The sequence below is a fragment of the Limnomicrobium aquaticum genome (assembly GCF_040545545.1).
Lineage (GTDB): Bacteria > Pseudomonadota > Alphaproteobacteria > Rhizobiales > Rhizobiaceae > Ensifer_A > Ensifer_A aquaticum.
On sequence record NZ_JBEPMB010000001.1, the window covers coordinates 1,327,747 to 1,352,296 of the forward strand.

Annotated in this window: 25 protein-coding genes; 13 read left to right on the plus strand and 12 right to left on the minus strand. The window is 60.6% G+C overall.

The window, feature by feature from the left end:
- Nucleotides 1–179: 179 nt before the first annotated feature.
- From ABID16_RS06630 to prfB, 4 genes are all read left to right on the plus strand, one after another.
- Nucleotides 180–2,636, plus strand: coding sequence for a penicillin-binding protein 1A (locus ABID16_RS06630; protein WP_354555505.1), 2,457 nt, complete (start codon nucleotides 180–182; stop codon nucleotides 2,634–2,636).
- Nucleotides 2,637–2,696: 60 nt separating this feature from the next.
- The gene (locus tag ABID16_RS06635; protein ID WP_354555506.1) at nucleotides 2,697–2,921 is read left to right on the plus strand and encodes an antitoxin MazE family protein; all 225 of its coding nucleotides are present in this window, start codon (nucleotides 2,697–2,699) and stop codon (nucleotides 2,919–2,921) included.
- A complete protein-coding gene (locus ABID16_RS06640) occupies nucleotides 2,918–3,277 on the plus strand; it encodes a type II toxin-antitoxin system PemK/MazF family toxin (protein ID WP_354555507.1) in 360 nt (119 codons plus the stop codon). Before ABID16_RS06635 ends, ABID16_RS06640 begins: the two co-directional genes overlap by 4 nt.
- A 100-nt stretch (nucleotides 3,278–3,377) precedes the next feature.
- Nucleotides 3,378–4,509, plus strand: a protein-coding gene (prfB, locus tag ABID16_RS06645) for a peptide chain release factor 2 (RefSeq protein ID WP_354555508.1) whose coding sequence is annotated in 2 segments (ribosomal slippage) — nucleotides 3,378–3,446 and nucleotides 3,448–4,509 — 1,131 coding nt in all. Because the reading frame shifts where the segments join, the coding sequence is not laid out codon by codon here.
- 106 nt (nucleotides 4,510–4,615) lie between these two features.
- Here prfB and ABID16_RS06650 read toward each other — a convergent pair.
- The 3 genes from ABID16_RS06650 to ABID16_RS06660 form a co-directional block, all read right to left on the minus strand.
- Nucleotides 4,616–6,154, minus strand: coding sequence for a diguanylate cyclase domain-containing protein (locus ABID16_RS06650; RefSeq protein WP_354555509.1), 1,539 nt, complete (start codon nucleotides 6,152–6,154; stop codon nucleotides 4,616–4,618).
- A 166-nt stretch (nucleotides 6,155–6,320) separates the two neighbouring features.
- Nucleotides 6,321–6,851: a TIGR00645 family protein gene (locus ABID16_RS06655; protein ID WP_354555510.1), complete on the minus strand. Its 531-nt coding sequence runs from the start codon at nucleotides 6,849–6,851 to the stop codon at nucleotides 6,321–6,323.
- Between the two features lie 115 nt (nucleotides 6,852–6,966).
- Nucleotides 6,967–8,130, minus strand: a complete 1,164-nt coding sequence (locus tag ABID16_RS06660) for a pyridoxal phosphate-dependent aminotransferase (protein ID WP_354555511.1) — start codon at nucleotides 8,128–8,130, stop codon at nucleotides 6,967–6,969.
- A 211-nt stretch (nucleotides 8,131–8,341) separates the two neighbouring features.
- Between ABID16_RS06660 and ABID16_RS06665 the strand changes: the two genes are divergently transcribed.
- The 4 genes from ABID16_RS06665 (at nucleotide 8,342) to aat (ending at nucleotide 11,827) form a co-directional block, all read left to right on the plus strand.
- The gene (locus ABID16_RS06665) at nucleotides 8,342–9,109 is read left to right on the plus strand and encodes a DsbA family protein (RefSeq protein ID WP_354555512.1); all 768 of its coding nucleotides are present in this window, start codon (nucleotides 8,342–8,344) and stop codon (nucleotides 9,107–9,109) included.
- 253 nt (nucleotides 9,110–9,362) lie between these two features.
- Nucleotides 9,363–9,836, plus strand: a complete 474-nt coding sequence (gene accB, locus ABID16_RS06670; protein WP_354555513.1) for an acetyl-CoA carboxylase biotin carboxyl carrier protein — start codon at nucleotides 9,363–9,365, stop codon at nucleotides 9,834–9,836.
- A gap of 12 nt (nucleotides 9,837–9,848) precedes the next feature.
- Nucleotides 9,849–11,195: an acetyl-CoA carboxylase biotin carboxylase subunit gene (gene accC, locus ABID16_RS06675; RefSeq protein WP_354555514.1), complete on the plus strand. Its 1,347-nt coding sequence runs from the start codon at nucleotides 9,849–9,851 to the stop codon at nucleotides 11,193–11,195.
- An 11-nt stretch (nucleotides 11,196–11,206) separates the two neighbouring features.
- Nucleotides 11,207–11,827, plus strand: a complete 621-nt coding sequence (gene aat / locus ABID16_RS06680) for a leucyl/phenylalanyl-tRNA--protein transferase (RefSeq protein ID WP_354555515.1) — start codon at nucleotides 11,207–11,209, stop codon at nucleotides 11,825–11,827.
- Nucleotides 11,828–11,833: 6 nt separating this feature from the next.
- Here aat and ABID16_RS06685 read toward each other — a convergent pair whose 3' ends face one another.
- Together ABID16_RS06685 and ABID16_RS06690 are read right to left on the minus strand one after the other, a co-directional pair.
- Nucleotides 11,834–12,286 carry a DUF2155 domain-containing protein gene (locus tag ABID16_RS06685; RefSeq protein ID WP_435532365.1) on the minus strand — a complete coding sequence of 151 codons (453 nt, stop codon included), beginning with the start codon at nucleotides 12,284–12,286 and terminating at the stop codon, nucleotides 11,834–11,836.
- Nucleotides 12,287–12,335: 49 nt separating this feature from the next.
- A complete protein-coding gene (locus ABID16_RS06690; RefSeq protein ID WP_354555516.1) occupies nucleotides 12,336–12,734 on the minus strand; it encodes an NADH:ubiquinone oxidoreductase subunit NDUFA12 in 399 nt (132 codons plus the stop codon).
- Between the two features lie 296 nt (nucleotides 12,735–13,030).
- Here ABID16_RS06690 and mprF point away from each other — a divergent pair, with 296 nt between their 5' ends.
- Nucleotides 13,031–15,652: a bifunctional lysylphosphatidylglycerol flippase/synthetase MprF gene (gene mprF, locus ABID16_RS06695; protein ID WP_435532366.1), complete on the plus strand. Its 2,622-nt coding sequence runs from the start codon at nucleotides 13,031–13,033 to the stop codon at nucleotides 15,650–15,652.
- A complete protein-coding gene (locus tag ABID16_RS06700) occupies nucleotides 15,649–17,022 on the plus strand; it encodes an AcvB/VirJ family lysyl-phosphatidylglycerol hydrolase (RefSeq protein WP_354555518.1) in 1,374 nt (457 codons plus the stop codon). Before mprF ends, ABID16_RS06700 begins: the two co-directional genes overlap by 4 nt.
- Nucleotides 17,023–17,031: 9 nt before the next feature.
- On the opposite strand, the gene ABID16_RS06705 is transcribed toward ABID16_RS06700, so the two are convergent.
- Genes ABID16_RS06705 through gatB form a run of 3 tightly spaced genes read right to left on the minus strand, consistent with a single transcriptional unit; the run spans nucleotide 17,032 to nucleotide 20,092 of the window.
- Nucleotides 17,032–18,072 carry a zinc-dependent alcohol dehydrogenase family protein gene (locus tag ABID16_RS06705; protein ID WP_354555519.1) on the minus strand — a complete coding sequence of 347 codons (1,041 nt, stop codon included), beginning with the start codon at nucleotides 18,070–18,072 and terminating at the stop codon, nucleotides 17,032–17,034.
- A 17-nt stretch (nucleotides 18,073–18,089) separates the two neighbouring features.
- A complete protein-coding gene (locus ABID16_RS06710) occupies nucleotides 18,090–18,590 on the minus strand; it encodes a GNAT family N-acetyltransferase (RefSeq protein ID WP_354555520.1) in 501 nt (166 codons plus the stop codon).
- Nucleotides 18,590–20,092 (minus strand): Asp-tRNA(Asn)/Glu-tRNA(Gln) amidotransferase subunit GatB, encoded by a 1,503-nt coding sequence (gene gatB, locus ABID16_RS06715; protein ID WP_354555521.1) that lies wholly within the window; start codon nucleotides 20,090–20,092, stop codon nucleotides 18,590–18,592. Before gatB ends, ABID16_RS06710 begins: the two co-directional genes overlap by 1 nt.
- A gap of 164 nt (nucleotides 20,093–20,256) precedes the next feature.
- Here gatB and ABID16_RS06720 point away from each other — a divergent pair, with 164 nt between their 5' ends.
- Nucleotides 20,257–20,547 carry a DUF6455 family protein gene (locus tag ABID16_RS06720; RefSeq protein WP_354555522.1) on the plus strand — a complete coding sequence of 97 codons (291 nt, stop codon included), beginning with the start codon at nucleotides 20,257–20,259 and terminating at the stop codon, nucleotides 20,545–20,547.
- Here ABID16_RS06720 and ABID16_RS06725 read toward each other — a convergent pair.
- On the minus strand, nucleotides 20,532–21,041 hold the full coding sequence (locus ABID16_RS06725; RefSeq protein ID WP_354555523.1) for a GNAT family N-acetyltransferase: 510 nt from the start codon (nucleotides 21,039–21,041) through the stop codon (nucleotides 20,532–20,534). The genes ABID16_RS06720 and ABID16_RS06725 overlap by 16 nt on opposite strands.
- A gap of 156 nt (nucleotides 21,042–21,197) precedes the next feature.
- On the opposite strand from ABID16_RS06725, the gene ABID16_RS06730 reads away from it, so the two are divergent.
- Nucleotides 21,198–21,410, plus strand: coding sequence for a BrnT family toxin (locus ABID16_RS06730; protein ID WP_354555524.1), 213 nt, complete (start codon nucleotides 21,198–21,200; stop codon nucleotides 21,408–21,410).
- A gap of 42 nt (nucleotides 21,411–21,452) precedes the next feature.
- Nucleotides 21,453–21,707, plus strand: coding sequence for a BrnA antitoxin family protein (locus ABID16_RS06735; protein WP_354555525.1), 255 nt, complete (start codon nucleotides 21,453–21,455; stop codon nucleotides 21,705–21,707).
- Between the two features lie 15 nt (nucleotides 21,708–21,722).
- On the opposite strand, the gene gatA is transcribed toward ABID16_RS06735, so the two are convergent.
- The 3 genes from gatA to ABID16_RS06750 all read right to left on the minus strand — a co-directional run bounded on the left by gatA (nucleotide 21,723) and on the right by ABID16_RS06750 (nucleotide 24,410).
- Entirely contained in the window at nucleotides 21,723–23,204 is a 1,482-nt protein-coding gene (gene gatA, locus ABID16_RS06740; protein WP_354555526.1) for an Asp-tRNA(Asn)/Glu-tRNA(Gln) amidotransferase subunit GatA, read from the minus strand.
- A gap of 59 nt (nucleotides 23,205–23,263) precedes the next feature.
- A complete protein-coding gene (gene gatC, locus ABID16_RS06745) occupies nucleotides 23,264–23,551 on the minus strand; it encodes an Asp-tRNA(Asn)/Glu-tRNA(Gln) amidotransferase subunit GatC (protein WP_354555527.1) in 288 nt (95 codons plus the stop codon).
- 154 nt (nucleotides 23,552–23,705) lie between these two features.
- Complete coding sequence (locus ABID16_RS06750; protein WP_354555528.1) at nucleotides 23,706–24,410, minus strand: metal-dependent hydrolase; 705 nt, start codon at nucleotides 24,408–24,410, stop codon at nucleotides 23,706–23,708.
- Nucleotides 24,411–24,550 lie beyond the last annotated feature (140 nt).

The following is a 24,550-nucleotide window of genomic DNA, read 5'->3' on the forward strand; positions in this document are numbered from 1 at the left end:
CTATTTTCCGCACATTCGGGACCTTACAGACGAGGTAACGACGCATGCGCGACGAATAGCCTGCGTCCGGGATTGAGACCGCGCACAGCCAAATTGGCGCGATGGTCCCTGTCACATTTATGAGGTGGACGCGGTTTCGGCTGACAAGATCTCCGGAACATGCAAACCGGTAAAGGCAAATGATTAGACTGATCGGATATTTCTTCGGGTTGAGCGCGATCCTGTTCTTCGGCGCTGCCGGTGCCGCCGCGATCTATCTCAATATGGTCATGAAGGATTTGCCCGATTACGAGGTGCTGGCGAGTTACGCGCCGCCGGTGACGACGCGTATCCATGCGGGCGATGGCCAGCTCATTGCCGAATATGCGCATGAGCGGCGGCTCTATGTCCCGATCCAGGCCATTCCGGATCGCGTCAAGGCCGCCTTCATATCGGCTGAAGACAAGAACTTCTATAGCCATCCGGGACTTGACATCATGGGGCTCGGACGCGCCATCCTCGTCAATCTGCAGAATGTCGGCAGTGGCCGCCGCCCGGTTGGCGCATCGACAATCACGCAGCAGGTGGCGAAGAACTTCCTGCTCTCCTCCGACCAGACCCTGTCGCGCAAGGCCAAGGAAGCGATCCTGTCGCTGCGCATCGAGCAGACCTATTCGAAGGACCGCATTCTTGAGCTCTATCTCAACGAAATCTTCTTCGGCCTGAACTCCTACGGCATTGCGTCTGCGGCGCTCACCTATTTCGACAAGCCGGTGACCGAGCTTTCGATCGCCGAATGTGCCTATCTCGCCTCGCTGCCGAAGGGGCCGGCGAATTACAATCCTTTCCGCCATGCGGACGCAGCACTAGAGCGCCGCAACTGGGTCATCGACCGCATGGTCGAGAACGGCTATGTGGCCAAGGACGATGGCGAAGCCGCCAAGAAGGAACCGCTGGGCGTCACCGGCCGCAAGAACGGCACCTATCTCTTCGCCTCCGACTATTTCGCAGAAGAGGCACGTCGGCAGATCATCGCTCAATATGGCGAAAAGGCGCTTTACGAAGGCGGGCTTTCCGTTCGTACGTCACTGAACCCGAAGCTGCAGGTGTTTGCGCGCAAGGCGCTGCAGGACGCGCTGATCGACTTTGACATCAAGCGCGGCTATCACGGCCCGATCAACCATATCGACATTGGCGGCGACTGGGGCCCTGCCCTTTCCAAGCTCGACGAGATGCGCGACGTGCCGGAATGGAAGCTTGCAGTCGTTCTTGCGACGGACGGCAAGGGCGTCGATATCGGCATCCGGCCGGAGCATGATCCTGCCGGAAAGGTTGACGCGGAACGCGTGCGCGGGCGCATCGACGACGCCAACATGAAATGGGCTTACCGTTCCTCCAAATCGCTGATGACGAAGGCGAAGTCCCCGATCGACATCTTCCAGCCGGGCGATGTGATCTATGTCGAGGCGCTCGCCGGCAAGCCCGGCCAGTACAAGCTGCGTCAGCCCCCGAAAATCCAGGGCGGCATGATTGCCATGGATCCTAAAACGGGTCGCGTGCTGGCCATGGTCGGCGGCTTCTCCTATGCGCAGTCTGAATTCAACCGCGCCACGCAGGCCATGCGCCAGCCCGGCTCGTCATTCAAACCCTTCGTTTACGCCGCCGCGCTCGACAACGGCTATACGCCTGCCTCGGTGGTCATGGACGCGCCCTTCGAGCTGCAACTGCCGGGCGGTCAGGTCTGGGCACCGAAGAACTATGGCGGCGACTTCTCGGGCCCCTCGACGCTTCGCCGTGGTATTGAACAGTCGCGCAACCTGATGACGGTGCGCCTCGCCAACGACATGGGCATGGACACGGTGGCCGAATATGCCGAACGCTTCGGCATCTATGACAAGATGCAGCCGGTTCTGGCAATGTCGCTCGGCTCCGGCGAAACGACGGTCATGCGCATGGTCTCCGGCTATTCGGTGATCGCGAACGGTGGCAAGCAGATCAAGCCGACGCTGATCGACCGCATCCAGGACCGGACCGGCAAGACGATCTACAAGCATGAGGACCGCGTTTGCGCGAACTGCAACGCGGCCGACTGGAAGAACCAGGAAGAGCCGGTTGTCGATGACAAGCGCGAGCAGGTTCTCGACCCTATGACCGCCTATCAGATCACCTCGATGATGCAGGGCGTTATCCAGCGCGGCACGGCCGCCGGCCAGGTCAAGCTCGACCGCGACGTCGCCGGCAAGACCGGGACGACCAATGACGAAAAGGACGCCTGGTTCGTCGGCTTCACGCCCGACCTCGTGGCCGGCGTCTATATCGGCTATGACAACCCGCAGCCGATGGGCCGCGGCGGCACCGGCGGTCACCTTTCCGCACCGATCTTCAACGAGTTCATGCAGGATGCCGACAAGGACATCATGCCTTCGAAGTTCATTGTCCCCGAAGGCATGAAGCTGATCGCAGTGGACCGCAAGACCGGCATGCAGGCAGGACCCGGCGATCCGAACACGATCGTGGAAGCCTTCAAGCCCGGCACCGGCCCGGCCGACGTCTTCTCCGTCATCGGCGGCGAGGACTATGCGACGCCGGAGCAGATCATGAACCAGTCGCCGCAGGCCAATGATGCGGTGAAGCAGGGCCAACCGGGCCTGTTCTGATTATCTGGCCATCATTCGCGAACCGTGCTAGGTTACATGTAACCAAGCGGGAGATGTGTCATGGCCTCCGGACCTGCGCGAAAGTCATCACGGGAAAAGGTTTCCGAGTACAGGGCGCGGTTGCGTGCCCAAGGCTTGAGGCCGGTGCAGATTTGGGTGCCGGATACCCGCTCCGAAGTGTTCCGCGCCGAAGCCCTGCGGCAGTCACGCGCCGTTGCGACAAGCGCCTATGCGAACGACGATCAGGCCTTCATAGAAGCCATTTCGGAGTTTGCAGAGGAATGAAACGGGGTGATATCTGGACCGTTTCCGGAGGCAATGACTACGCGGGCAAACCCCGCCCTGTCGTCATCGTGCAGGATGACAGCTTCGCGGAAACGGATTCGATCACAGTCTGCGGGCTCACATCCGACCCCACCGATGCGCCCCTGTTCAGGGTTCGAATTGAACCCTCGGAGATGAACGGTCTCAAGCTCGGCAGTTGCCTGATGATCGACAAGCTCACGACAGTGAACAAGACCAAACTCGGAAAACGGATCGGCCATCTGGAAGAACGCGATCTTCTCAGGATGAACCAGTCGATCATCGTATTTCTCGGGCTGGCGACACCCACAAGGATGTCCAGCGACAGCGGCGATTGAAAAGCCCCGTCGCCCGCGCTTTTTCGTTTGCCGGGTTTACATCGGGCTCCCGAGAAATTATGTCATCGCCAGCTTATACCAACGGATCAGAAACGGACCCATGCGTATCGAAATCGAGAATATTGTCGATGAAATCAAGCAGGCCATAAGCCTGCTGAGGAGGCATCTTTGACTGGGATCAGGCGATAAGACGTCTCGACTGGCTCAACAACAAGTCAGAAGATCCCACTCTCTGGAATAACCCGACCGAAGCCCAGAAGCTGATGCGCGAGCGCCAGAACCTGGACAAGAGCATCAACGGTCTGAAGAAGCTCGAGGCCGAGCTGAATGACAATATCGAGCTCATCGAACTCGGCGAGGCCGAGGATGATGCCAGCATCGTCAAGGATGCCGAGGACTCGATCAAGTCGCTGAGGACCGAGTTTGCGCGCCTTCAGGTCGAAGCGATGTTGTCCGGCGAAGCCGATGGCAACGACGCCTATCTCGAAGTGCATTCGGGCGCCGGTGGCACCGAGAGCCAGGACTGGGCGAACATCCTGCTCCGCATGTATACCCGCTGGGCGGAACGCCAGGGCTTCAAGGTCGAAATCCTGGAAATGCATGACGGCGAAGAAGCCGGCATCAAGTCTGCGACGATCCTTGTCAAGGGCGAGAATGCCTATGGCTGGCTGAAGACCGAATCGGGCGTGCATCGTCTCGTGCGCATCTCGCCCTATGACAGCAACGCGCGCCGGCACACGTCCTTCTCGTCCATCTGGGTCTATCCGGTGGTCGACGACTCGATCCAGATCGACATCAACGAGAGCGATTGCCGCATCGACACCTATCGCTCGTCGGGCGCCGGTGGTCAGCACGTCAACACGACCGACTCGGCCGTGCGCATCACGCACATGCCCTCCGGCATCGTGGTGGCCTGCCAGCAGGAACGCTCGCAGCATAAGAACCGCGCCAAGGCTTGGGAAATGCTGCGCTCGCGCCTCTATGAGGCCGAGCTGGAACGCCGCGAAGCCGCCGCGAACGCGGAGGCCGCGTCCAAGAGCGATATCGGCTGGGGTCACCAGATCCGTTCCTACGTCCTGCAGCCCTACCAGATGGTCAAGGACCTGCGAACGGGCGTGGAAAGCTCGGCTCCGGGCGATGTTCTCGATGGCGACATCACCGAGTTCATGGAAGCAGCACTGGCCCACCGCGTCACGGGTGGGGCCGATGTCGCTGTCGCTGATATCGACTGAGAAGCGGACATCCGTGCTCTCGCGCCGATAGCACTCCGGAAGTCTCACAAAACAAAAGCCTCGCAATCCTTCACGATTGCGAGGCTTTCCTTTCCGCGATCTCCGCTCAGGCGGCGCGATGCGCGCTATCGTCCTTTTCAGGTGTCGCGGTCTCATTCTTCGCGCTGGCAAGTTCGTGGGCAAACACGGCGCGGCCCCGGCCCTGCTCCTTGGCCGCGTAGAGCGCTGCGTCGGCACTTGCCATCAGATGCGTATTCGTGGAGCCCGATGCCGGTGCGAGCGCCACGCCAAGGCTGACACCAACGCTCGTCATCACTCCATTGTCCAGCATGATCGGCTCGCAGACGCTGGCAATGATCTGGCGGCAGAGGATCTGAAGGCGCGGGATGTCGGTAAATCCGTTGAGCAGGATGACGAATTCGTCGCCGCCGACGCGACCCACCATGCCCGCGGTTCCCACCGTTGCGGCGATCCGGTTGGCGACCGCACGGATGACGGCGTCGCCCGCGGCATGGCCATAGGTATCGTTGACGGCCTTGAACCGATCGAGATCGCATGCGAGCACCGCGAACTGGTTCTGCGGGAGGCTTGAGATGTGGCGGTCAAGCGCCTCGTGGAAATGGAAGCGGTTAGACAGGCCCGTGAGGTTGTCGTGCAGCGCCAGGAAGCGGTTGTGCTCTTCGCTTTCCTCGAGCTTGGAGGACAGATTGCCGATGCGATGGGCCGCGAAGGCGGTAATGACCGTCATCAGGCCGCAAACCGCCAGAATGACCGGCATGACCACCGACCAGACGGCGGTTCCAGGCTGCGAGCCGCGCCAGACAAACTGGCCAATCGGCTTCCCGTCGGGACCCGCAACCATTTGCATGGTGCGCGTCGGGTCCTTTTCACCCGGCTGCTCGAAGGTGAAGTTCTGGAAAGACAGGGTCTGGTTCAGTTCGGCCAGCAACGCGCTGTCGAGCGTCTTGGCGGCAACCACGATGATCGGATCAAATCTGGAAGGCAGGCTTTCCTGATCGTCGGGTGTTACGACCATTGCGGTGACAAGGGACGGCTGGCCATCGACGCTCATCACTGCCGTTGCCGCCAGCTCGTTGACTTGAGAGAGTGAGATGGTCTTCAGACCGAAGCCCTCCTCGACGGGCACCCGCAACGCCATGAACCGGTCTACCGCCTGACGAGATAGATGCATCAGGGGATCTTGGTCCGGAAGCGAACGACGCGAGAACTGGGCCTGCGAATTGATGATATCCGCAAAAACGCGCCCGTTGGCGGAAATGATATACGTCTTCTGCGCCTGCAGGTTCAGGTCCAGCCAGTAGATCAGCTGATCAGTGACGAAGTCATGGTCGAACTTCTTGACGAGACCGGTTACGGCGTCGTCCCAATGCACGATGCTGTAGAGGTCGCGCGACATGAGCTGCATGCGGCCGACCAGCACGTTGTCGAGGAGCTGGCGCTGCTTCTCCGTGGCCTGAGCGTCTGCTTCGCGCGAGGCGATATTGCCGACATAGGCGAGCGACACCGCCGAGAGCAAAATCATTATGAACGCAAGGACGAAGACCAGACGCGAGAGCCGCCCATGGCGGAGCGCGCGCCTTCCCGATGTCAACCTCACGCTGATTGTTGCCTGTTGCTGCTGCATCGAACCCTCGAAACCCGTCCCCTAAGAATGGGCCGTATCCTCGCGCGAGCACGATTAAAATTGTTCCCAATTTTTGAGAGACCGGCGCCAATTTGCAGAACGCGGTTTATGCGGCATTAACGGCAGACGTCTGGAGGAATATGTAAGATGGGACTGAGGTGAGCGTTTAGCTCTTCCCCACACCCTTTTTCGTCTTCGACATCATGTTTTCCAGATAGCCGAGCATGAGCGCCGATACGACGAAGGCAATGTGGATGCCGGTCAGAAGCACGATCTTCGTGTCGGTATATTCGTTGATGTTGAGGAAGACCTGCAAAAGGTGGATCGACGAGATCGCCACGATGGATGAGGCAACCTTGATCTTCAGGCTGCCCGAATCGAGCTTCCCAAGGAAGGACACGTCCTTGTTTTCAGCGTCCGCCTCAGCCTCGTCGAAGCGGCTGACGAAGTTTTCGTAACCGGAAATCATCACCATCACGATGAGACTGCCCACCAGCGCGGCGTCAATGAGCCCCAGCATCGCGAGGATCATGTCACCTTCGGTCGCGACCATGACATTGGAAGCGATCTTGATGAACTTCAGCAGGAACGAGAAGCCGTAAAGCGCCAGTGCTGCGGCAAGGCCCAGGTAGAACACCACCAATATCCAGCGGCTGGACAGGATGATGCGTTCTACAAGCAGTTCCAGGGATTTCATCAGTAACCTCTGAAGCAATATTGGGTCAGGGGACAGGTGAACCCAATATAGGCGTCCGGGATCGAATTCCAAGGCGTAGCCGGAACGGAAACAGTCTTCCGCCCGGAAAAGATCGTCAGAGGACCTTCAGCCAGTTTTCCACCCGCGCCATCGCCTCGACCATATCGGCGGTCGCACCTGCATAGGAGAAGCGCATGGTATGATGCCCGTCGATGGGATCGAAATCGATGCCGGGCGTTGCGGCAACATTGGTTTCGCTCAGCATGCGGCGTGCAAATGCCATCGAGTCATTGGTGAAGCGGCTGACATCGGCATAGGCGTAGAAGGCGCCATCCATCGGCGATGCCAGGTTGAGCCCGATGCGCGGCAGCGCTTCGAGCAGGATTTCGCGGTTGCGGCGATAGCTCGCCTTGACCTGCTCCAGTTCTTCCGTTTCACCCAGTGCCGCTTCGGCGGCGATCTGCGAGAGTTCGGGCGCAGAGATGTAGAGGCTCTGCGCGATACGTTCGAAGCTGCGGACCATCGTCTCCGGCAGTACCATCCAGCCGACGCGCCAGCCGGTCATGCAGTAATATTTCGAGAACGAGTTGATGATGATCGCGTCGCCCGTGACCGAAAGCGCCGTCGTCTCTTCCCCGGCATAGGTGAGCCCATGATAGATCTCGTCGGAGATAAAGTGGATGGCGTTGGCGCTGCAATAGTCGGCCAGCGCCTTCAGCGCAGCTGCGCCGGTCACCGTGCCCGTCGGGTTGGCCGGGCTGGCGAGCAGCACGCCGTTGAGCCGAATGCCTGCATCGCGGGCGGCCGCCTCCAGATTGTCCGGTGTCAGCGTGTAGCCGCTTGCCGCATCGGCCGCGACTTCCAGCACATTGAGACCGAGCGCCTTGAGGATGTTGCGATAGGCCGGATAGCCGGGTCGCGCGATGGCCACCCAGTCGCCCTGATCGAAGAGTGCCAGAAAGGCGAGATTGAAACCGGCGGACGAGCCCGTCGTCACCGCGATGCGCTGCGGATCGACAGAGACGCCGTAGCGGCTTTGATAATGCGCAGACAGGGCTTGTCTCAGCGAAAGCATGCCCAGGGCGTCGGTATAGCCGAGCCGACCGTGCTCCAAAGCAGCACGCGAGGCGGCGAGCGCTGCCTTCGGTGCCGGATGCGATGGCTGCCCAACCGCCATGGAAATGACCGGATGGCCGGCGGCACGGCGCCTGATTGCTTCGGCCAGCACATCCATGGCGTGGAAAGGTTCGACGTTTCCACGTTTCGAAAGGTCGGCCAAGGCAGTCTCCTTCTCTTACCCGCTGTTTCGATGTCTTCACATTCGCGCGAGCAGGTCGTTTTGTCGGGTTTTGCGGTTTGTATTCAGGGCCGCCCGATTGTAAAGAGCGAAGAGATAAATTTTGTGCCGGGCGCTTTGCCACAGGCCAACCATATTTGCCGTCTGATATGCCGCTTTGCGAAGCATCACGACGCGCGCTCAGGAGACGGAAATGGCATCGAAGATCATGAACTTGCTGGCATCGGGCGCCTTCGTTGTCGCATCCATTCTGGCGACCACGGCGCCTGCCGGCGCCTTCGACGATGCGCAGAAGAAGGAAATCGGCGACATCGTGCGCCAGTATCTGGTCGACAATCCGGAAGTCCTGCTGGAAGCGCAGGAAGCGCTGCAGGCCAAGCGCGAGCAGGCAACGGCTGCCAAGGCTTCTACAGGGATCGAAAAGAACAAGCAGGCGCTTTTCTCCGACGCCTCCGACCTCGTGATGGGTAATCCCAAGGGCGATGTCACCATTGTCGAGTTCTTCGATTACAACTGCACCTATTGCAAGCACGCAATCAAGGATATGTCGGCGCTCATCAAGTCCGACCCGAATGTCCGTTTCGTGCTCAAGGAATTCCCGATCCTCGGTCAGGATTCCATCGAGGCGCACAAGATAGCGCTCGCCTTCCGTGCCATCGCGCCGGAGAAATACGGCCAGTATCACATGGCCCTGCTCGGTGGCACCAACCACGCCAACAAGGAGACGGCACTCAAGGTTGCCGAGAGCCTCGGAGTGACCAAGGCTCAAATCGAAAAGCAGGTCGCGGCCAATGCGGGCGAGCAGAGCGTCAAGTCGTCCTACCAGCTAGCAGATGCGCTGGGCATCAACGGCACGCCTGCCTACATCATCGGCAACGATCTCACCCCCGGTGCTGCGGGCCTCGACGTGTTGACCCAGAAGGTCGCCAACATGCGCGCCTGCGGCAAGGCTGCCTGCTAAAACGAGACGTTATCCACTGCTTTGTGGCCGGCGGGAACGGTTATTCACCGTGACGGCGGCCACGGAAAGCAATGGCTTCCATTTGCCTGAAGTCCAGACTATAGAAGAACCCCGACGCCGCCCGGCTGGCGCAGCGACGATGTCGCGCGCGGCCATGAAGGGCGCTCAGAGTGTTTACGCAATTCCGGACGCGAAACCGGGTCCCCGTTTCGCCGGAATTGCTCCAGAGAAGAATAAGAACAGGACGATTTTCATGGCAGAGAAGAAGACCGGCATCGATCAGGCCCTCATCCGCGATCTCGCGAACATCCTGAAAGAGACCGACCTCACCGAAATCGAAGTCGAACAGGATGCTCTGCGCATCCGCGTTTCGCGCGCTGCCCCCGCAGCCATGCACATGCCGGCTTACAGCGTTGCAGCACCCGCTCCGGTCGCAACCGTTGCCGCCGCTCCGGCTGAAGCCGCGGTTCCGGCCGTTGCAGCCCGCGACCCGAAGAACACCGTGACCTCGCCGATGGTCGGCACGACCTATCTGTCGCCCGCTCCCGGCGCACGCGCCTTCGTGGAAGTCGGTCAGATGGTGAAGGAAGGTCAGACCATCCTCATCATCGAGGCGATGAAGACCATGAACCAGATTCCGGCGCCGCGCTCGGGCAAGGTCACCGAAATCCTCGTCACGGATGCCCAACCGGTGGAATTCGGCGAAGCCTTGATCGTCATCGAATAAGGGGCGCTTGCCATGATTTCCAAAGTCCTCATTGCCAACCGGGGCGAGATCGCGCTTCGCATCCTCCGGGCGTGCAAGGAACTCGGGATCGCGACCGTCGCCGTGCATTCGACCGCTGACGCGGACGCCATGCATGTGCGCCTCGCCGACGAGAGCGTCTGCATCGGCCCGCCGCCGTCGCGCGACAGCTATCTCAACATTCACCAGATCGTCGCCGCCTGCGAGATCACCGGCGCTGACGCCGTGCATCCGGGCTACGGCTTCCTGTCGGAAAATGCCAAGTTCGCCGATATTCTCGACGCCCATGGCATCACCTTCATCGGACCGACGGCGGAACATATCCGCCTGATGGGCGACAAGATCACCGCCAAGAAGACTGCCGTTGAACTCGGCATCCCGGTCGTTCCGGGCTCTGCCGGCGAAGTGAAGCCTGAAAACGCACTGGAAATCGCCCGTGAGATCGGCTTCCCGGTTCTTATCAAGGCGACTGCCGGTGGCGGCGGACGCGGCATGAAGGTCGCCAAGACCGAAGACGAGCTGGAAGAAGCCGTTTCGACGGCCCGCTCGGAAGCTCTTGCCGCCTTCGGCAACGACGCCGTCTACATGGAAAAATATCTCGGCAAGCCGCGCCACATCGAGGTCCAGGTTCTGGGCGACGGTGAAGGCAATGCTGTGCACCTAGGCGAACGCGACTGCTCGTTGCAGCGCCGCCACCAGAAGGTCTGGGAAGAGGCCAACTCTCCTGCCCTGAACGTCGAACAGCGCATGCGCATCGGCCAGATCTGCGCCGACGCCATGAAGAAGATGAAGTATCGCGGTGCGGGTACGGTCGAATTCCTCTACGAAAACGGCGAGTTCTATTTCATCGAAATGAACACCCGTCTGCAGGTCGAGCATCCGATCACCGAAGCGATCACCGGTATCGACCTCGTGCATGAGCAGATCCGCATCGCCTCCGGCGGCGGCATCTCGGTCACCCAGGATGAGATCAAGTTCTCGGGCCACGCCATCGAGTGCCGCATCAATGCCGAAGACCCGCGCACGTTTACGCCGTCTCCGGGCACGATCACGCATTTCCATGCGCCGGGCGGCCTGGGCGTGCGCGTCGATTCGGGCGCCTATCAGGGCTATAAGATCCCGCCTTACTACGACAGCCTCATTGGCAAGCTGATCGTGCATGGGCGCACCCGCGTCGAATGCATGATGCGGCTCCGCCGCGTGCTCGACGAGTTTGTCATAGACGGCATCAAGACGACCCTGCCGCTCTTCCAGGATCTGATCTCCAACCAGGATATCGCCAATGGCGATTACGATATCCACTGGCTGGAAAAGTACCTGGCGGAAAAGCCGGCGGAGTAAAGACGAGCATCATGAGCGCGCAGCGACAGGACCCGGAGCTGACACCGGAAATCCTGCTGCGCGCTTATTCCATAGGCCTCTTCCCCATGGCCGAATCTGCTGACGATCCGGAACTCTTCTGGGTGCAGCCGGATCTTCGTGGCATTATCCCGCTCGACGGTTTCCACGTTTCGCACAGCCTCGCCAAGATGATGCGCAAATCCCCCTTCGAAATCCGCATCAACACGGCGTTTCGTGACGTCATGCTGAAATGCGGCGAGCCGGCGGAAGATCGCCCGACGACCTGGATCAACGAGACGATCCTCGATCTTTATGGCCAGTTGCACGAAATGGACCACGCCCATTCGGTGGAAGCTTTCGAAGATGGCGAACTGGTCGGCGGGCTTTATGGCGTGTCGCTGGGGGCGGCTTTCTTCGGCGAGAGCATGTTTTCGCGAAGGACCAATGCCTCGAAAATCTGCCTCGTACATCTGGTAGAGCGGCTGCGCGAGCGGCGCTTCCGCCTGCTCGACACGCAATTCACCACCGAGCACCTGAAGACATTCGGCGCGATCGACGTCCCGAAGGCGCAGTATGAAATCCTGCTGGCCGATGCGGTGTCGCGGCCAGACATTCCTTTCGGGAACAATTGAGAAAAGTCAGTTCGCCTTCGAGGCCGAATCCGGCGGAGGCACGTCGGACTTCTGCTTGCAGCCGGTCAGCCAGACGTCATAGATCGGGTGCTCGACGGCGTTGAGGCCGGGGCTGTCGGCAAACATCCAGCCGGTGAAAATGCGGCGAATCTTGCGATCAAGGGTGATTTCATCGACCTCAACGAAGCCGTCAACCTTCTGCGCTTCAGTGTCGTCACGCGAATAGCAGACCTTCGGCGTCACCTGCAGCGCGCCGAACTGGACGGTCTCGTTGATATAGACATCGAAGGTGGTGACGCGGCCGGTGATCTTGTCCAGGCCAGCGAAGACAGCAACGGCATTGGAAATCCGAGCCGCCTGTGCCTCGGCAGTAAAGCCGAGCGCAACGATCGCAACAAGGCCTGTGAGCAGCCCTCTGCCGTAGAATAGCTTAGCCGTTGCTCGCAAGATTCGCCTCATTCAACCGTGATGGCCACGACCCGTAAATGTGGATTGTGGCCACAAGGCGTCAGTTGCCGGGGGTCCAGGCGTCGTAGTCGCCCGTAACGCGCGGACGCTGGCCGCCTTCGGCGAGCGAGCCCTGCGGACGGTAGGCAGCAGCCGTGCCGGTCAGGTTGGCATGGTGCGGCTTCTGCCACTCATGCGCCTTGTAGTCCTGCTTGGTCGGCGGAACGTCGGTGCGGTGATGCATCCAGCCGTGCCAGCCCGGCGGAATAGCCGAGGCTTCAGCGTAACCCTTGTAGATCACCCAGCGCTTCTGCAGGCCGTAGGTCGACATCGGGCCTTCGTAATAGACGTTGCCGAACTGATCCTCGCCGACCCGCTTGCCCTTGCGCCACGTGAAGAAGCGCGTGCCCATGGTCTGCCCATTCCACCAGGTGAAAAGTTGAAGGAGGAAGTTCTTCATCGCAAAGCCTTGATATGACGTTCGACGGCGGGACTCTTTTCTAAGCCCGGCTCTTGTCCGCTTATGCAGCCTGAGCCATGGAATGTCCAGAGCATTTCGCGCCTGCGGAATATTCGTCCCGCTGGATTGTGACGGTCGCTTCGGCCGTGCGAACAAACAGAATCAAATTCACATTCGGAATGTATGATAGTGGGAAAGCGCAAGAATATTTTTGGGAACGCCAATTGCCCCGCCGCAAATTCGTCACGATAAAAGAACACCGCTCCACTCAATTATTAAAGGGCCTTGCCTCATTCATGACACCTGCCGCGGAAACAGAAAATCCGGTCCAAGAAGGGAGAAAGGGCGTGGTATTCCGCCTGCTCTACCTTTTCGAACGGTACCGGGAATATCTGTTGCTTGCTGCAATCCTGATTGTCAGCGGCCTCACCGCCTTCGCGATTTACAAGCTCACAATCGAGATTCGCATCGAAGATGTGCGGGATGCCATCGGGGCCACGCCCTTGTCGGCGATGCTTCTGTCCCTGCTCTTCACGGCGCTCAGTTTCGTGGCGCTTATCTGCTACGATATCAATGCGATAGACTATGTGCGCAAAGAGAAACTGCCGCTCGTCTCGGTCGCCATCACCTCGTTCAGCGCCTATGCGATCGGCAATACGGCCGGGTTTGGTGCGCTTTCGGGCGGCGCCATCCGGCTTAGGGCCTATTTGCGTCTCGGTCTGACACCCGAGGAAGTCGGCAAGATCGTCGCCTTCGTGACGCTGGCCTTCGGACTTGGCATTCTGGGCGTGACGGCCATTGCCGTGCTGGTGACTGCGCCACGGCTTTCCGCCCTGTCGGGACTCGATTCGACCCTCATCAGGGGTATTTCAATTCTGATCCTTCTTGTGCTGTCGGCCCTTCTCGTCCTCGGTCGCGGCGGTCGGCGCGTCAGCATCGGGGCCATCACCCTGCGGCTTCCCGACAGCAAGACCTCGTCCCAGCAATTCCTGGTCAGCGCGCTCGACATGGCGGCCTCCGCCACTGCGCTCTATGTCCTCATCCCGCAGGACGCCGTCGGCTGGCCTTCATTTTTTGCCATCTACTCCACCGCCATCGGTCTCGGTCTCATCAGTCACGTCCCCGCCGGGATCGGGATTTTCGAGGCGGTCATGGTTTCGGCGCTCGGCGCGCATGTTCCGGTCGATCGCCTTCTCGGCAGTCTCCTTCTCTATCGCCTGATCTACAATGTCCTTCCTCTTCTGATCGCGGCGGTGGCCTTGATCCTCGTCGAGACGCGCCGCTTCGCGTTTGTTCCGGTAGCAGCGGCCTTCCGCCAGCTTGAGCCGCGTCTCGCCCCGGCGTTGATTGCCGCCCTTTCGGTCGTGACCGGCGCCATCCTGATCTTCTCGAGCGTCACGCCGACCAACGACGACAAGCTGGTGCGGCTTGAGAACTACATGCCGGTTTCCATCGTGGAGAGTGCGCATTTCGTAACGAGTCTGCTCGGCCTCGGGATATTCATCGCCGCACGCGGACTTTCCAACAGGCTGGATGCAGCGTGGTGGTTCGCGCTCGCCACAAGTGTGGCCGCATTGTTCTTCGCAAACCTGCGCGGTGTGTCCCCGCTCGAAGCCTCGCTTCTTGTTGTTCTCATTCTGGCCTTGTCGATGACGCACCGCCGGTTCAAGAGGCCAGCATCATTGATCCATCAGGCGCTTGCTCCCTCGTGGGTGGCGGCCATGGCCGTGATCGTTGCTTCTGCCGTGACGCTGCTTTTCTTCGTCTATCGCGACGTCGATTATTCCGACAGTCTCTGGTGGGAATTCGAGATCGCGGATGAAGTGCCGCGCGGGCTTCGTGCCGCAGCGGGCCTTGCCGTCGCAGCCTCGGCGGTCGCCCTCTACAGCCTGCTGCGCCCGGCGAAATTCCGCCCGCAACTCCCGACAGGCGATGCGCTGGAAAAGGCCTTGCCGCTCGTCATGAGCAACGGCAAGGCCGAGGCCAATCTGGTTCGGATGGGTGACAAGCAGATCCTGCTCTCTGAGAGCGGCAATTGCTTTATCATGTACGGGATCCAGGGGCGCTCCTGGGTGGCGCTCTTCGATCCCGTCGGTGACGAAGAGGAAGCGACGGAGCTGCTCTGGCGCTTCGTCGAAATGGCGCATGCGGCGGGGGCGCGCGCGGTCTTCTACCAGATTTCGCCGGCCCTGCTCGGTTTCTGCGCGGATGCGGGATTGAGAGCCTACAAGCTCGGAGAAGCGGCCAAGGTCTCCTTGCCGGATTTCCAGCTGAAAGGCACGCGCATGCAGAACCTGCGCTCGGCCATCAGCAAGGGGCAACGAGAGGAGCTCGAATTCCAGGTCGCGAACGCGGGCGCCGAAGTCGATGCGGAAATGGACGAGTTGCAGGCGGTTTCCAGTTCCTGGCTCGAACAGCATGATACGCGGGAGAAGACCTTCTCTCTTGGCTCCTTCGAACCGGACTATATTCGTTCGCAGCCGGTCGCGCTGCTCAGACAGCACGGCCGGATCGTCGCATTTGCCACCTTGCTCGTCACCGATGTCAAACAGGAAGCCTCTGTGGATCTCATGCGCTTTCTCCCCGAGGCGCCCAATGGGTGCATGGACTTCCTGTTCGTGCGGATCATTGAATATCTTCGCGACCAGGGCTTCCAGACGTTCAACCTGGGCATGGCCCCGCTGTCGGGCATGTCGAAGCGGGACTCCGCACCTGTGTGGGACCGCATTGGCGGCGTGATCTTCGAACACGCAGAGCGGTTCTACAATTTCAAAGGCCTCAAGGCCTACAAATCGAAGTTCGCGCCGCGTTGGGAAGCACGCTATATTGCCGTGTCGGGCAATGCGTCGCCCGTTATGGCGATCATGGATGTGACGGTCCTGATCGGTGGGGGGCTGAGGGGAGTCGTCGGGAAATGAGATTTCGAAATTGGCTGCTGGCCGGGCTCGTCTCGGCGCTGGCTGCGTCTGCGCATGTGTCAATGGCCGAAGACACCGCCGAAGACGGATACGATACCGGCTTCATCCCGTCTCCTCACATCGCCTTTCCCAAAGGCAGTCTGAAATCGATGGTGTTTCTTCTCTCCGGTCCCGAAGGCTGGGCGAAGAAGGACGACGACCGGCTCAACGCCCTTGTCGCCGCCGGGGCTGCCGTGGTCGGCATCGACTACAAGGCCTATGTCGCCTCGATGGCTCAGGAGAGCGATGGCGACTGCATCTATATGATCTCCGATATCGAGTCGCTCTCGCAGCAGGTGCAGCGCCGTGCGGGAGACAATGCCTATCATGCACCGGTTCTGGCCGGCGATGGACCGGGTGGTGCGCTGGCCCTGGCCATGATCGCGCAGTCTCCGCCCGCCACGATCGATGAAGCGATTGTGGTCGATCCGACGGCGGAAATCCCGCTGACGACGCAGCTCTGCACGCCCGCGACCAAACAGCCGACACCACGCGGCTATATCTACGCGCTGACCGACGATCCCCTGCCTGCCCCTGTGACCGTGATCGAGACACCGAATGCGCCCGCCGACGGCAAGGCCAATGTCGCGGCCATCGTGGCGGCACACCCGGACGTCAAGGTCGTCAAGGAAGACGCGTCCACCGACGACCTGCTTCTTGAGGCCCTGAAAGACAATATCGCCGATGGAGACGCGGCCGCCAACGCTCTCGGCCTGCCGCTGACCGAACTCTCGGCAACGCCGAAATTCGACACGATGGCGATCTTCTATTCCGGCGACGGCGGCTGGCGCGACATCGACACCCAGATCGGCGCAAATCTCCAGACCCAGGGCGTTCCGGTCGTCGGCGTCGATGCGCTGCGCTATTTCTGGAAGAAGAAGGATCAGGCAACGACTGCGAAGGATCTCACTCGGATCATCGACGCTTATCGCAAGAAGTGGAAGGTGAAGAATGTCCTCCTGCTCGGCTATTCCTTCGGCGCGGATGTCATCCCTTCGGCCTACGACGCGCTGCCGCCGCGTCAGCAGGCGGCCGTCAAGTTCATGTCGCTACTCGCGTTGACGAAATCGGTCGATTACGAAATTTCGGTGACCGGCTGGTTCGGCGCTGCAGGAAGCTTTCAGGGCGGAACGACGCTCGATGCCGTTGCCAAAATTGACCCGAAACTGGTGCAGTGCATCTACGGAACCGGCGATGGCGAGGCCGTCTGCAAAGACTTGAAGGACAAGGGCGTCGCGGTGGTCGAACTGCCCGGCGACCACCATTTCAACAATGACTACGACAAGGTGAGCGAGATCATTCTCGACGGTTTGCGCAAGCGACTCAACTGATGACGATGGTCAGAAGCGTGTTATCACGCCGATGCCGACACCGTCGAAGCGGTCCATCGCCATGAGAGCCTCGGGCGCTTCATGGAGGCTGAGCCTGCGCCCGATCATCAGCTCCGGCTTCAGCTTGCCCGTCTCGATCATCGAGAACATGGCGCCGTAGCGATGCGCCTGCATGCCGTGGCTGCCCTTGATTTCCAGCTCCCAGCCGATGACGCGGTCCATCGGAACCGGCGGGCGTGACTGGTCGGCGAGCAGCAGGCCGACCTGCACATGGCGGCCGCGTCGGCGCAGGCAGAGGATGGAGTTGGAAAGCGTCGTCGGGTGGCCCAGCGCATCGACCGAGACATGCGCGCCGCCAGATGTGATTTCGCGGATCGTGGCTGGGACATCACTGACGTTGCGGGCATTGACCGTAACAGCGGCGCCGAGCTTCTTCGCGAACTCCAGCTTGTCATCTGAGAGATCGACGGCGGCGACATTCGCGCCCATGGCGTTCGCGATCATGATGGCCGAGAGCCCAACGCCACCGCAGCCGTGGACTGCGACCCATTCGCCGGGCTGAACGCGGGCCTGATCGACGACCGCGCGGAACGATGTCACGAAGCGGCAGCCGAGGCCGGCGGCGGTGGCGAAATCCATGCTCTCCGGCAGACGCACGAGATTGGCGTCGGCATAGTCGATGGCGCAATATTCGGCAAAGGAACCCCAGGCCGTGAAACCCGGCTGGAACTGCGTTTCGCAGACCTGCTGGTTTCCGGAGGCGCATTCGGCGCAGCGGCCGCAGCCGGACACAAAGGGTACTGTGACGCGATCACCCTTCTTCCAGCGCAGAACATTGCGGCCGGTCGCCACGACCGTACCGGCCAGTTCGTGGCCCGGCACATGTGGCAATACGATATCGCTGTCATGGCCCATCCAGCCGTGCCAGTCGGACCGGCAAAGCCCCGTCGCCTCGATCTTGACGACCACGCCGTCTGCTCCCGGCTCCGGATCGGGGAGAGTGGCGATGCGCGGCGGCTCGCAGAAGCGTTCGAAATAGACGGCTTTCAAGGGAGTATCTCCGGAAGTTAGAAGGCCAGCGCCTTTTCCATCAGGATGGCGGGCAGATTTGCGCCCGGCGGGCCGACATTGTCCACGCGGCCGATCTCGCGGAAGCCGACCTTGGTGTAGAAGTCGAAGGCCCGCCCGTTCTCCACCGTCACTTCCAGATGCATGCGGTCAGCATCCGGGAAGCAGGTTTCGATCTCGGCAAAGAGATCGGTGCCGATTCCCTGCCCCTGCCAGAGCGGATGGACATAAAGCTGATGCAGGTTGGCGAGCTTCGGCGTCTTGCGCGACATGGCGGCATAGGCCATGCCGGCCAGCTGGCGGCCGTCGTCGGCCACCAGAAATTCCGAGTCCGGGCGTCCGAGCCGCTGTTTCAGCGAACCGGGCGAATGCCAGTGTGCGATCATCGCCTCAACAACGTGATCGCCATGGAACGGCGTATAGGTATCGCGCCACGTCTCCGCCAGCAGCGTCTGCACCTTCTTCAGGTCCTGTTCGCCGGCGGAGCGGATGAAGAACATTATTCCTCGATCCCCAGCTTGGCCTTGACGAGGGCCTGAACTGCCTGCGGGTTTGCCTTGCCGCCGGTCGACTTCATGACCTGACCGACAAACCAGCCGGCCAGCGTCGGCTTGGCCCTGGCCTTTTCGACCTGATCCGGGTTGGCCGCGATGATTTCATCGACCGCCTTTTCGATGGCGCCGGTGTCGGTGACCTGCTTCATGCCGCGCTCTTCGACGATCCTGGCCGGATCGCCGCCTTCGTTGAAGACGATTTCGAAGAGGTCCTTGGCGAGCTTGCCCGAGATCGTTCCATCCTTGATGAGGTCGAGAATGCCGCCAAGCTGGGCGGGAGAAACCGGAGTCTCTTCAATGTCTTTGCCGGCTTTGTTCAAGGCACCCAGCAAGTCGTTGATGACCCAGTTGGCGGCGGTCTTGGCGTCGCGTCCTTCTGCAACGGCCTCGAAATAGGCGGCAATCGCCTTTTCCGAAACGAGCACGGAGGCGTCATAGACGGTCAGGCCGAGATCCTTGACGAAACGCTCCTTCTTGTCGTCGGGCAGTTCCGGCAGGTCCTTCAGCAGGTCTGCGACGAAGGCGTTGTCGAATTCGAGCGGCAGCAGGTCCGGATCGGGGAAATAGCGATAATCATGCGCGTCTTCCTTGGAGCGCATCGAACGCGTCTCGCCCTTGCCCGCATCAAAGAGACGGGTTTCCTGGTCGATCGACCCGCCGTCTTCCAGAATGGCGATCTGGCGGCGGGCTTCGTATTCGATGGCCTGGCCGATGAAGCGGATGGAGTTGACGTTCTTGATTTCGCAGCGCGTGCCGAATTCGCCGCCCGGCTTGCGGACAGACACGTTGACGTCGGCGCGCATCGAGCCTTCGTCCATGTTGCCGTCGCAGGTACCGAGATAGCGCACGATGGTGCGCAGCTTCGTCATATAGGCCTTGGCTTCGTCGGCCGAGCGCATATCGGGCTTGGAGACGATTTCCATCAGCGCGACGCCGGTGCGGTTGAGGTCGACATAGGTCATGGTCGGATGCTGGTCATGCATCAGCTTGCCGGCGTCCTGCTCCAGATGCAGGCGCTCGATCCCGATCTCGATATCCTCGAAATTGCCCTGGCGGTCCGGCCCGAGCGAGATGACGATCTTGCCCTCGCCGACAATCGGATCCTTGAACTGCGAGATCTGGTAGCCCTGCGGCAGATCCGGATAGAAATAGTTCTTGCGGTCGAACAGCGAGCGATGGTTGATCTGTGCCTTCAGGCCAAGGCCGGTGCGCACGGCCTGCCTGACGCATTCCTCGTTGATCACCGGCAGCATGCCCGGCATGGCGGCATCGACCAGCGACACATTGGTATTCTCGGGACGGCCGAACTCGGTCGACGAGCCGGAGAAGAGCTTGGAATTCGACAGAACCTGCGCATGGACTTCCATGCCGATCACGACTTCCCAGTCGCCAGTGGCGCCGGGGATGAAGCGTTTCGGATCGGGCGTGCGGACATCGACAAGGGTCATGGAAAAGCTCTCGGCATCAATCGGATTTCGAAGCCTTCCGGTAAAACAAATGACCGGAGGGCGCAAGGGATTTGCGGCTCTCAAGGCTAGCCGATGCACTTGAGCAGGATCAAGGCGGACCGCGCATCTTTCATCGATCGTCATGGCATCGATGGAGAAGACGCATGAGTATCCTGAACTATTTTATCCGGGTCAACGAGCACGCCATGCTGCTCGAAGCCATGACCGCCAAGCTGGGCCTGACCGCGCATCTCGAAGACCTGCCCGATCATCGCAACGTCATGAAGCGCGCCGGCCAGCGCTGCCTCGCCTGCAGCCGTCCGCACGACTGCGCCGACTGGCTGGAAGACAATCACGAGCCGCAGCAGGCGCCCCGCTTCTGCCGCAACCGCGACCTCTTCAGCCGGATGCGCGATCAGATGCTCACCGAAGATCCGGCTCAGAACTCGCTGTAACCGCTGCCGGTCTTTTCCTCGACCAGACGCTTGACGAGGCCGACCGTGTCGACGTCGCGATCAAGCTTGGGCGACCAGGCTGTCGTCATCCATGACACGCCATAGCCGGCCTTGCGGAAGAAGGCGAGCGCTGCCGAGTTCTCGGAATGGACCTGCGTCAGCGCAGTCTCGTGGCCGTGGGCTGCGATCTCGTCCTCAAGATGGGCGAGCAGAGCCGCACCGACGCCCTGGCGCTGAAAGACCGGCTCGATCCAGAGATCGGTGATGCTGTTGTCCAGCTTTTCCCGCGCACCCCACCCAACGATCTGCCCTGCCCGTTCGGCAACGTCGATCGAGAGCCAGTTGTTGCGCGTGAATATCTCAAAGGCACGATAGGCGTTCTCGCGGATATCCTCCGCATCGCCCCAGCCGTCTGACGTCGAATCCCAGGCCCGGAAGCCAATGGCCGCCAGAACCTCCGCCTCGTCTGAACGCGCATTGCGTATCGCCGCCATATTGCCATCCCCGGCATCCCCGTCGGCTCGCATTATGCCCGCAAAGTCAGACATTTCCATACCGCTAAAGTAAGACCCACCGCAATTACGTCAGCCATCACCTCTCGCTTCGCAAAACTGTTGCGAAGTCGCTCGCTTGTAACTACATTTGTAGTTATGGAATTCGAATGGGACCCAGCCAAGGACGAACGCAATTTCGCGAAGCACGGCATAGGCTTCAACGAAGCGCGGATGATTTTCGAGCGGCCTGTTCTGACGTCAACAGACGACCGCATCGACTATGGCGAGAACCGCGAGATCAGCATCGGTGAGATCGACGGGGTTGTCACCGTCGTGGTTGTCCATACGGCACGGCACGGACGAGACTGATTTCCGCCCGCCTCGCCAACCGCAAGGAAAGGATGCTTTACGATGCCTTTATCGCCAGCAAGAGTTGAGGAACTGAAAAAACGCGCGGATTCGGATCAGGATATCGACTACAGCGATATTCCTGAACTGGACGAGGCATTCTTCAAGAATGCAAAGCTCGTCGAGCCGTCCCCGAAGGAACAGATCACCATGCGCATCGATGCCGATGTGCTTGAATGGTTCAAGGCACGAGGCAAAGGCTATCAGACGCGAATGAACGCGGTTCTGAAAGCCTATGTTCTGGCACAGTCGAGGTAGAGGGCCTTAAACCTCTTACCACCACTTCTTCGGCGAGAACGTGCCTGCGGCCTGTTCGATCACATAAGCCGTCTTGAACAGCGTCTCTTCCTCAAACGGCTTGCCGATGAGCTGGAGGCCAAGCGGAAGGCCCTTGTGGTCTAGGCCGGCGGGGACGGACATGCCGGGGAGACCGGCCATGTTGACCGTCACCGTGAAGATGTCGTTGAGGTACATCTTGACCGGATCGGAGGCCAGATCCTCGTCCGCGATGCCGAAGGCGGAGGACGGGGTGGCGGGGGTCAGGATGGCGTCGACGCCGTTCGCGAAAGCGATCTCGAAGTCGCGCTTGATCAGGGTGCGGACCTTCTGCGCCTGCAGGTAATAGGCGTCGTAATAGCCGGCGGAGAGAACATAGGTGCCGATCATAATGCGGCGCTTGACTTCCTTGCCGAAGCCGGCGGCGCGCGTCTTTTCGTACATGTCGACAATGTCCTTGCCGTCGACGCGCAGGCCGTAGCGGACGCCGTCATATCGGGCAAGGTTGGACGAGGCTTCGGCAGGTGCGACGATGTAATAAGCCGGGAGCGCATATTTCGTATGCGGCAGCGAGATGTTGACGATCTCGGCGCCGGCATCCTTCAGCCAGTCCATGCCCTTCTGCCAGACCTTCTCGATCTCTTCCGGCATGCCTTCGACGCGGTATTCGTTCGGAATGCCGATCTTCATGCCCTTCAGCGATTTGCCGATGGCGGCTTCATAGTCCGGAACCGGCAGATCGACGGAGGTCGTGTCTTTGGCATCAACGCTCGCCATAGACTTCAAGAGGATCGCGGCATCGCGCACATCGCGGGCAATCGGGCCGGCCTGATCCAACGAGGAGGCAAACGCGACGATACCCCAGCGCGAGCAGCGGCCATAGGTCGGCTTGATGCCGACCGTGCCGGTGAAGGCGGCCGGCTGGCGGATCGAGCCGCCCGTGTCGGTGGCTGTCGCGCCGGCGCAGAGCCGGGCGGCGACGGCTGCGGCCGAACCGCCCGAGGAGCCGCCGGGAACGAGCTGCTGATTGGAGCCTTCGGCCTTCCACGGGTTGATGACCGGGCCGTAATAGGAGCTTTCGTTGGACGAGCCCATGGCGAATTCGTCCATGTTCAGCTTGCCGAGCATGACAGCGCCATCGTCCCAGAGATTCTGGCTGACGGTCGATTCGTATTTGGGCTTGAAGCCGTCGAGAATGTGCGAGCAGGCCTGGGTGTGGACGTCGCGCGTGGCGAAGAGGTCCTTGATGCCGAGCGGGATGCCTTCCAGTGCGCCCGCCTTGCCTGCTGCGATGCGTGCGTCGGAGGCCTTGGCCATCTCGCGCGCCTTGTCCGGCGTGACAGTGACATAGGCGTTGATCGCCGGGTTCACGGCTTCGATTGCCGAGAGATAGGCGTCGGTCAACTCGACGGCGGAGATTTCCTTGGCGGTGAGCTTGGCGCGGGCTTCAGCAATCGTGAGCTTTGTCAGTTCGGTCATGGTGCGATCGTTTCGTCTTGAAATCGTGGCGTTTGGCGATATGCGGGTCGGCAGCGGTCTTATTCGACCACTTTCGGCACCATGAAGAAATTCTCGGTCGTGGCCGGCGCGTTGGCGATGATGTCCGCGGCCTTGTCGCCGTCATTGACGACATCGGCGCGCTTGCGCATGACCATGGGCGTGACCGAGGTCATCGGCTCGACACCCTTGACGTCGACTTCCGACAGTTGCTCGACGAAGCCGAGAATACCGTTCAGTTCGCCCACCATCTTTTGCGCTTCCTCTTCGGAAACGGCGAGACGGGCAAGGCGCGCAACGCGCTTGACGGTGGCGAGATCGACAGACATTCGGCGTCTCCAGAACGTTCAGCATGCAACAGAGGTCCGGCCGCGCATCGAGCAGCCGCATATGGGACCGGCTATAATTGGCAGGCGGGCGCTATGCAACGGTTTTTGAAGGCAGCCGGCGGCTCAAACGCCGCCGATTGCCCTATTCAGGGCCTCAAACCTCAACGCTGCCGCCGGCCTTCGGCGCTTCCACCTTGGTCTTCGTGCCATCGAGACCGGCAATGAACTTGTCTGCCGTCTGGTCGATGATCGGGAACGATCCGTAGTGGCAGGGGATCGCCGTCTTGAAGTTGAAGAAGCGTTGTGCGGCGAGCGCTGCGACTGCCCCACCCATGGTGAAGCGGTCGCCGATCGGCACGATACCGATATCGGGCTGGTGCAGTTCGTTGATCAGGCCCATGTCGGAGAAGATATCCGTGTCGCCCATGTGGAAGAGCGACGGCTCGTCGTCGAAATGCAGCATCAGGCCGTTCGGATTCCCGAGCGCGTGCGAAATGCCGTCCTCGGTGATCGAGGCGGAGGAATGCAGCGCGTTGGTGAAGGTGACGGTGAAGCCTTCCATGCCAATGGTGCCGCCGGTATTGCCCGGCGAGAAGTTCTTCAGACCCTTGTGGGCCAGCCACATGCAGAGGTCGAAATTGGCCACCACAGTCGCGCCGGTCTCAGCGGCGATCTGCAGCGTATCGCCGACATGGTCGCCATGGCCGTGGGTCAGGAGGATGTGGGTGATATCTTTTGTGGCGTCCTTGGCGTCGAGGCCCTGAAAGCCCGGATTGCCGGTGAAAAACGGGTCGATGAGGATCTTCGCCTTGGCCGTATCGAGGCGGAACGCGGAATGGCCGAGCCAGGTGATTTTCATGGGAAGTCTCCCTAGATGTCTTTGGGATATGGGCCGGTCGCCGCAGGGGAGCGTCCGGCCACGGAGGCAGATGCAGATTAGGGACTGCAACAGCAGGATCAACCCCCAGTCTCACACTTTCGCGTTACGCGGTTTGGCCT

What these genes read in the sequence shown, in the direction of transcription:
- aat (WP_354555515.1), top strand. Translation starts at nt 11,207, where the DNA reads ATGAGCGCGCAGCGACAGGACCCGGAGCTGACACCGGAAATCCTGCTG.
- ABID16_RS06690 (WP_354555516.1), bottom strand. Translation starts at nt 12,734, where the DNA reads ATGAAGAACTTCCTCCTTCAACTTTTCACCTGGTGGAATGGGCAGACC.
- mprF (WP_435532366.1), top strand. Translation starts at nt 13,031, where the DNA reads ATGACACCTGCCGCGGAAACAGAAAATCCGGTCCAAGAAGGGAGAAAG.
- ABID16_RS06655 (WP_354555510.1), bottom strand. Translation starts at nt 6,851, where the DNA reads ATGAAATCCCTGGAACTGCTTGTAGAACGCATCATCCTGTCCAGCCGC.
- accC (WP_354555514.1), top strand. Translation starts at nt 9,849, where the DNA reads ATGATTTCCAAAGTCCTCATTGCCAACCGGGGCGAGATCGCGCTTCGC.
- ABID16_RS06640 (WP_354555507.1), top strand. Translation starts at nt 2,918, where the DNA reads ATGAAACGGGGTGATATCTGGACCGTTTCCGGAGGCAATGACTACGCG.
- ABID16_RS06700 (WP_354555518.1), top strand. Translation starts at nt 15,649, where the DNA reads ATGAGATTTCGAAATTGGCTGCTGGCCGGGCTCGTCTCGGCGCTGGCT.
- ABID16_RS06725 (WP_354555523.1), bottom strand. Translation starts at nt 21,041, where the DNA reads ATGGCGGCGATACGCAATGCGCGTTCAGACGAGGCGGAGGTTCTGGCG.
- accB (WP_354555513.1), top strand. Translation starts at nt 9,363, where the DNA reads ATGGCAGAGAAGAAGACCGGCATCGATCAGGCCCTCATCCGCGATCTC.
- ABID16_RS06630 (WP_354555505.1), top strand. Translation starts at nt 180, where the DNA reads ATGATTAGACTGATCGGATATTTCTTCGGGTTGAGCGCGATCCTGTTC.
- gatC (WP_354555527.1), bottom strand. Translation starts at nt 23,551, where the DNA reads ATGTCTGTCGATCTCGCCACCGTCAAGCGCGTTGCGCGCCTTGCCCGT.
- ABID16_RS06685 (WP_435532365.1), bottom strand. Translation starts at nt 12,286, where the DNA reads ATGAGGCGAATCTTGCGAGCAACGGCTAAGCTATTCTACGGCAGAGGG.
- ABID16_RS06720 (WP_354555522.1), top strand. Translation starts at nt 20,257, where the DNA reads ATGAGTATCCTGAACTATTTTATCCGGGTCAACGAGCACGCCATGCTG.
- gatB (WP_354555521.1), bottom strand. Translation starts at nt 20,092, where the DNA reads ATGACCCTTGTCGATGTCCGCACGCCCGATCCGAAACGCTTCATCCCC.
- ABID16_RS06710 (WP_354555520.1), bottom strand. Translation starts at nt 18,590, where the DNA reads ATGTTCTTCATCCGCTCCGCCGGCGAACAGGACCTGAAGAAGGTGCAG.
- ABID16_RS06730 (WP_354555524.1), top strand. Translation starts at nt 21,198, where the DNA reads ATGGAATTCGAATGGGACCCAGCCAAGGACGAACGCAATTTCGCGAAG.
- gatA (WP_354555526.1), bottom strand. Translation starts at nt 23,204, where the DNA reads ATGACCGAACTGACAAAGCTCACGATTGCTGAAGCCCGCGCCAAGCTC.
- ABID16_RS06635 (WP_354555506.1), top strand. Translation starts at nt 2,697, where the DNA reads ATGGCCTCCGGACCTGCGCGAAAGTCATCACGGGAAAAGGTTTCCGAG.
- ABID16_RS06665 (WP_354555512.1), top strand. Translation starts at nt 8,342, where the DNA reads ATGGCATCGAAGATCATGAACTTGCTGGCATCGGGCGCCTTCGTTGTC.
- ABID16_RS06650 (WP_354555509.1), bottom strand. Translation starts at nt 6,154, where the DNA reads ATGCAGCAGCAACAGGCAACAATCAGCGTGAGGTTGACATCGGGAAGG.
- ABID16_RS06750 (WP_354555528.1), bottom strand. Translation starts at nt 24,410, where the DNA reads ATGAAAATCACCTGGCTCGGCCATTCCGCGTTCCGCCTCGATACGGCC.
- ABID16_RS06735 (WP_354555525.1), top strand. Translation starts at nt 21,453, where the DNA reads ATGCCTTTATCGCCAGCAAGAGTTGAGGAACTGAAAAAACGCGCGGAT.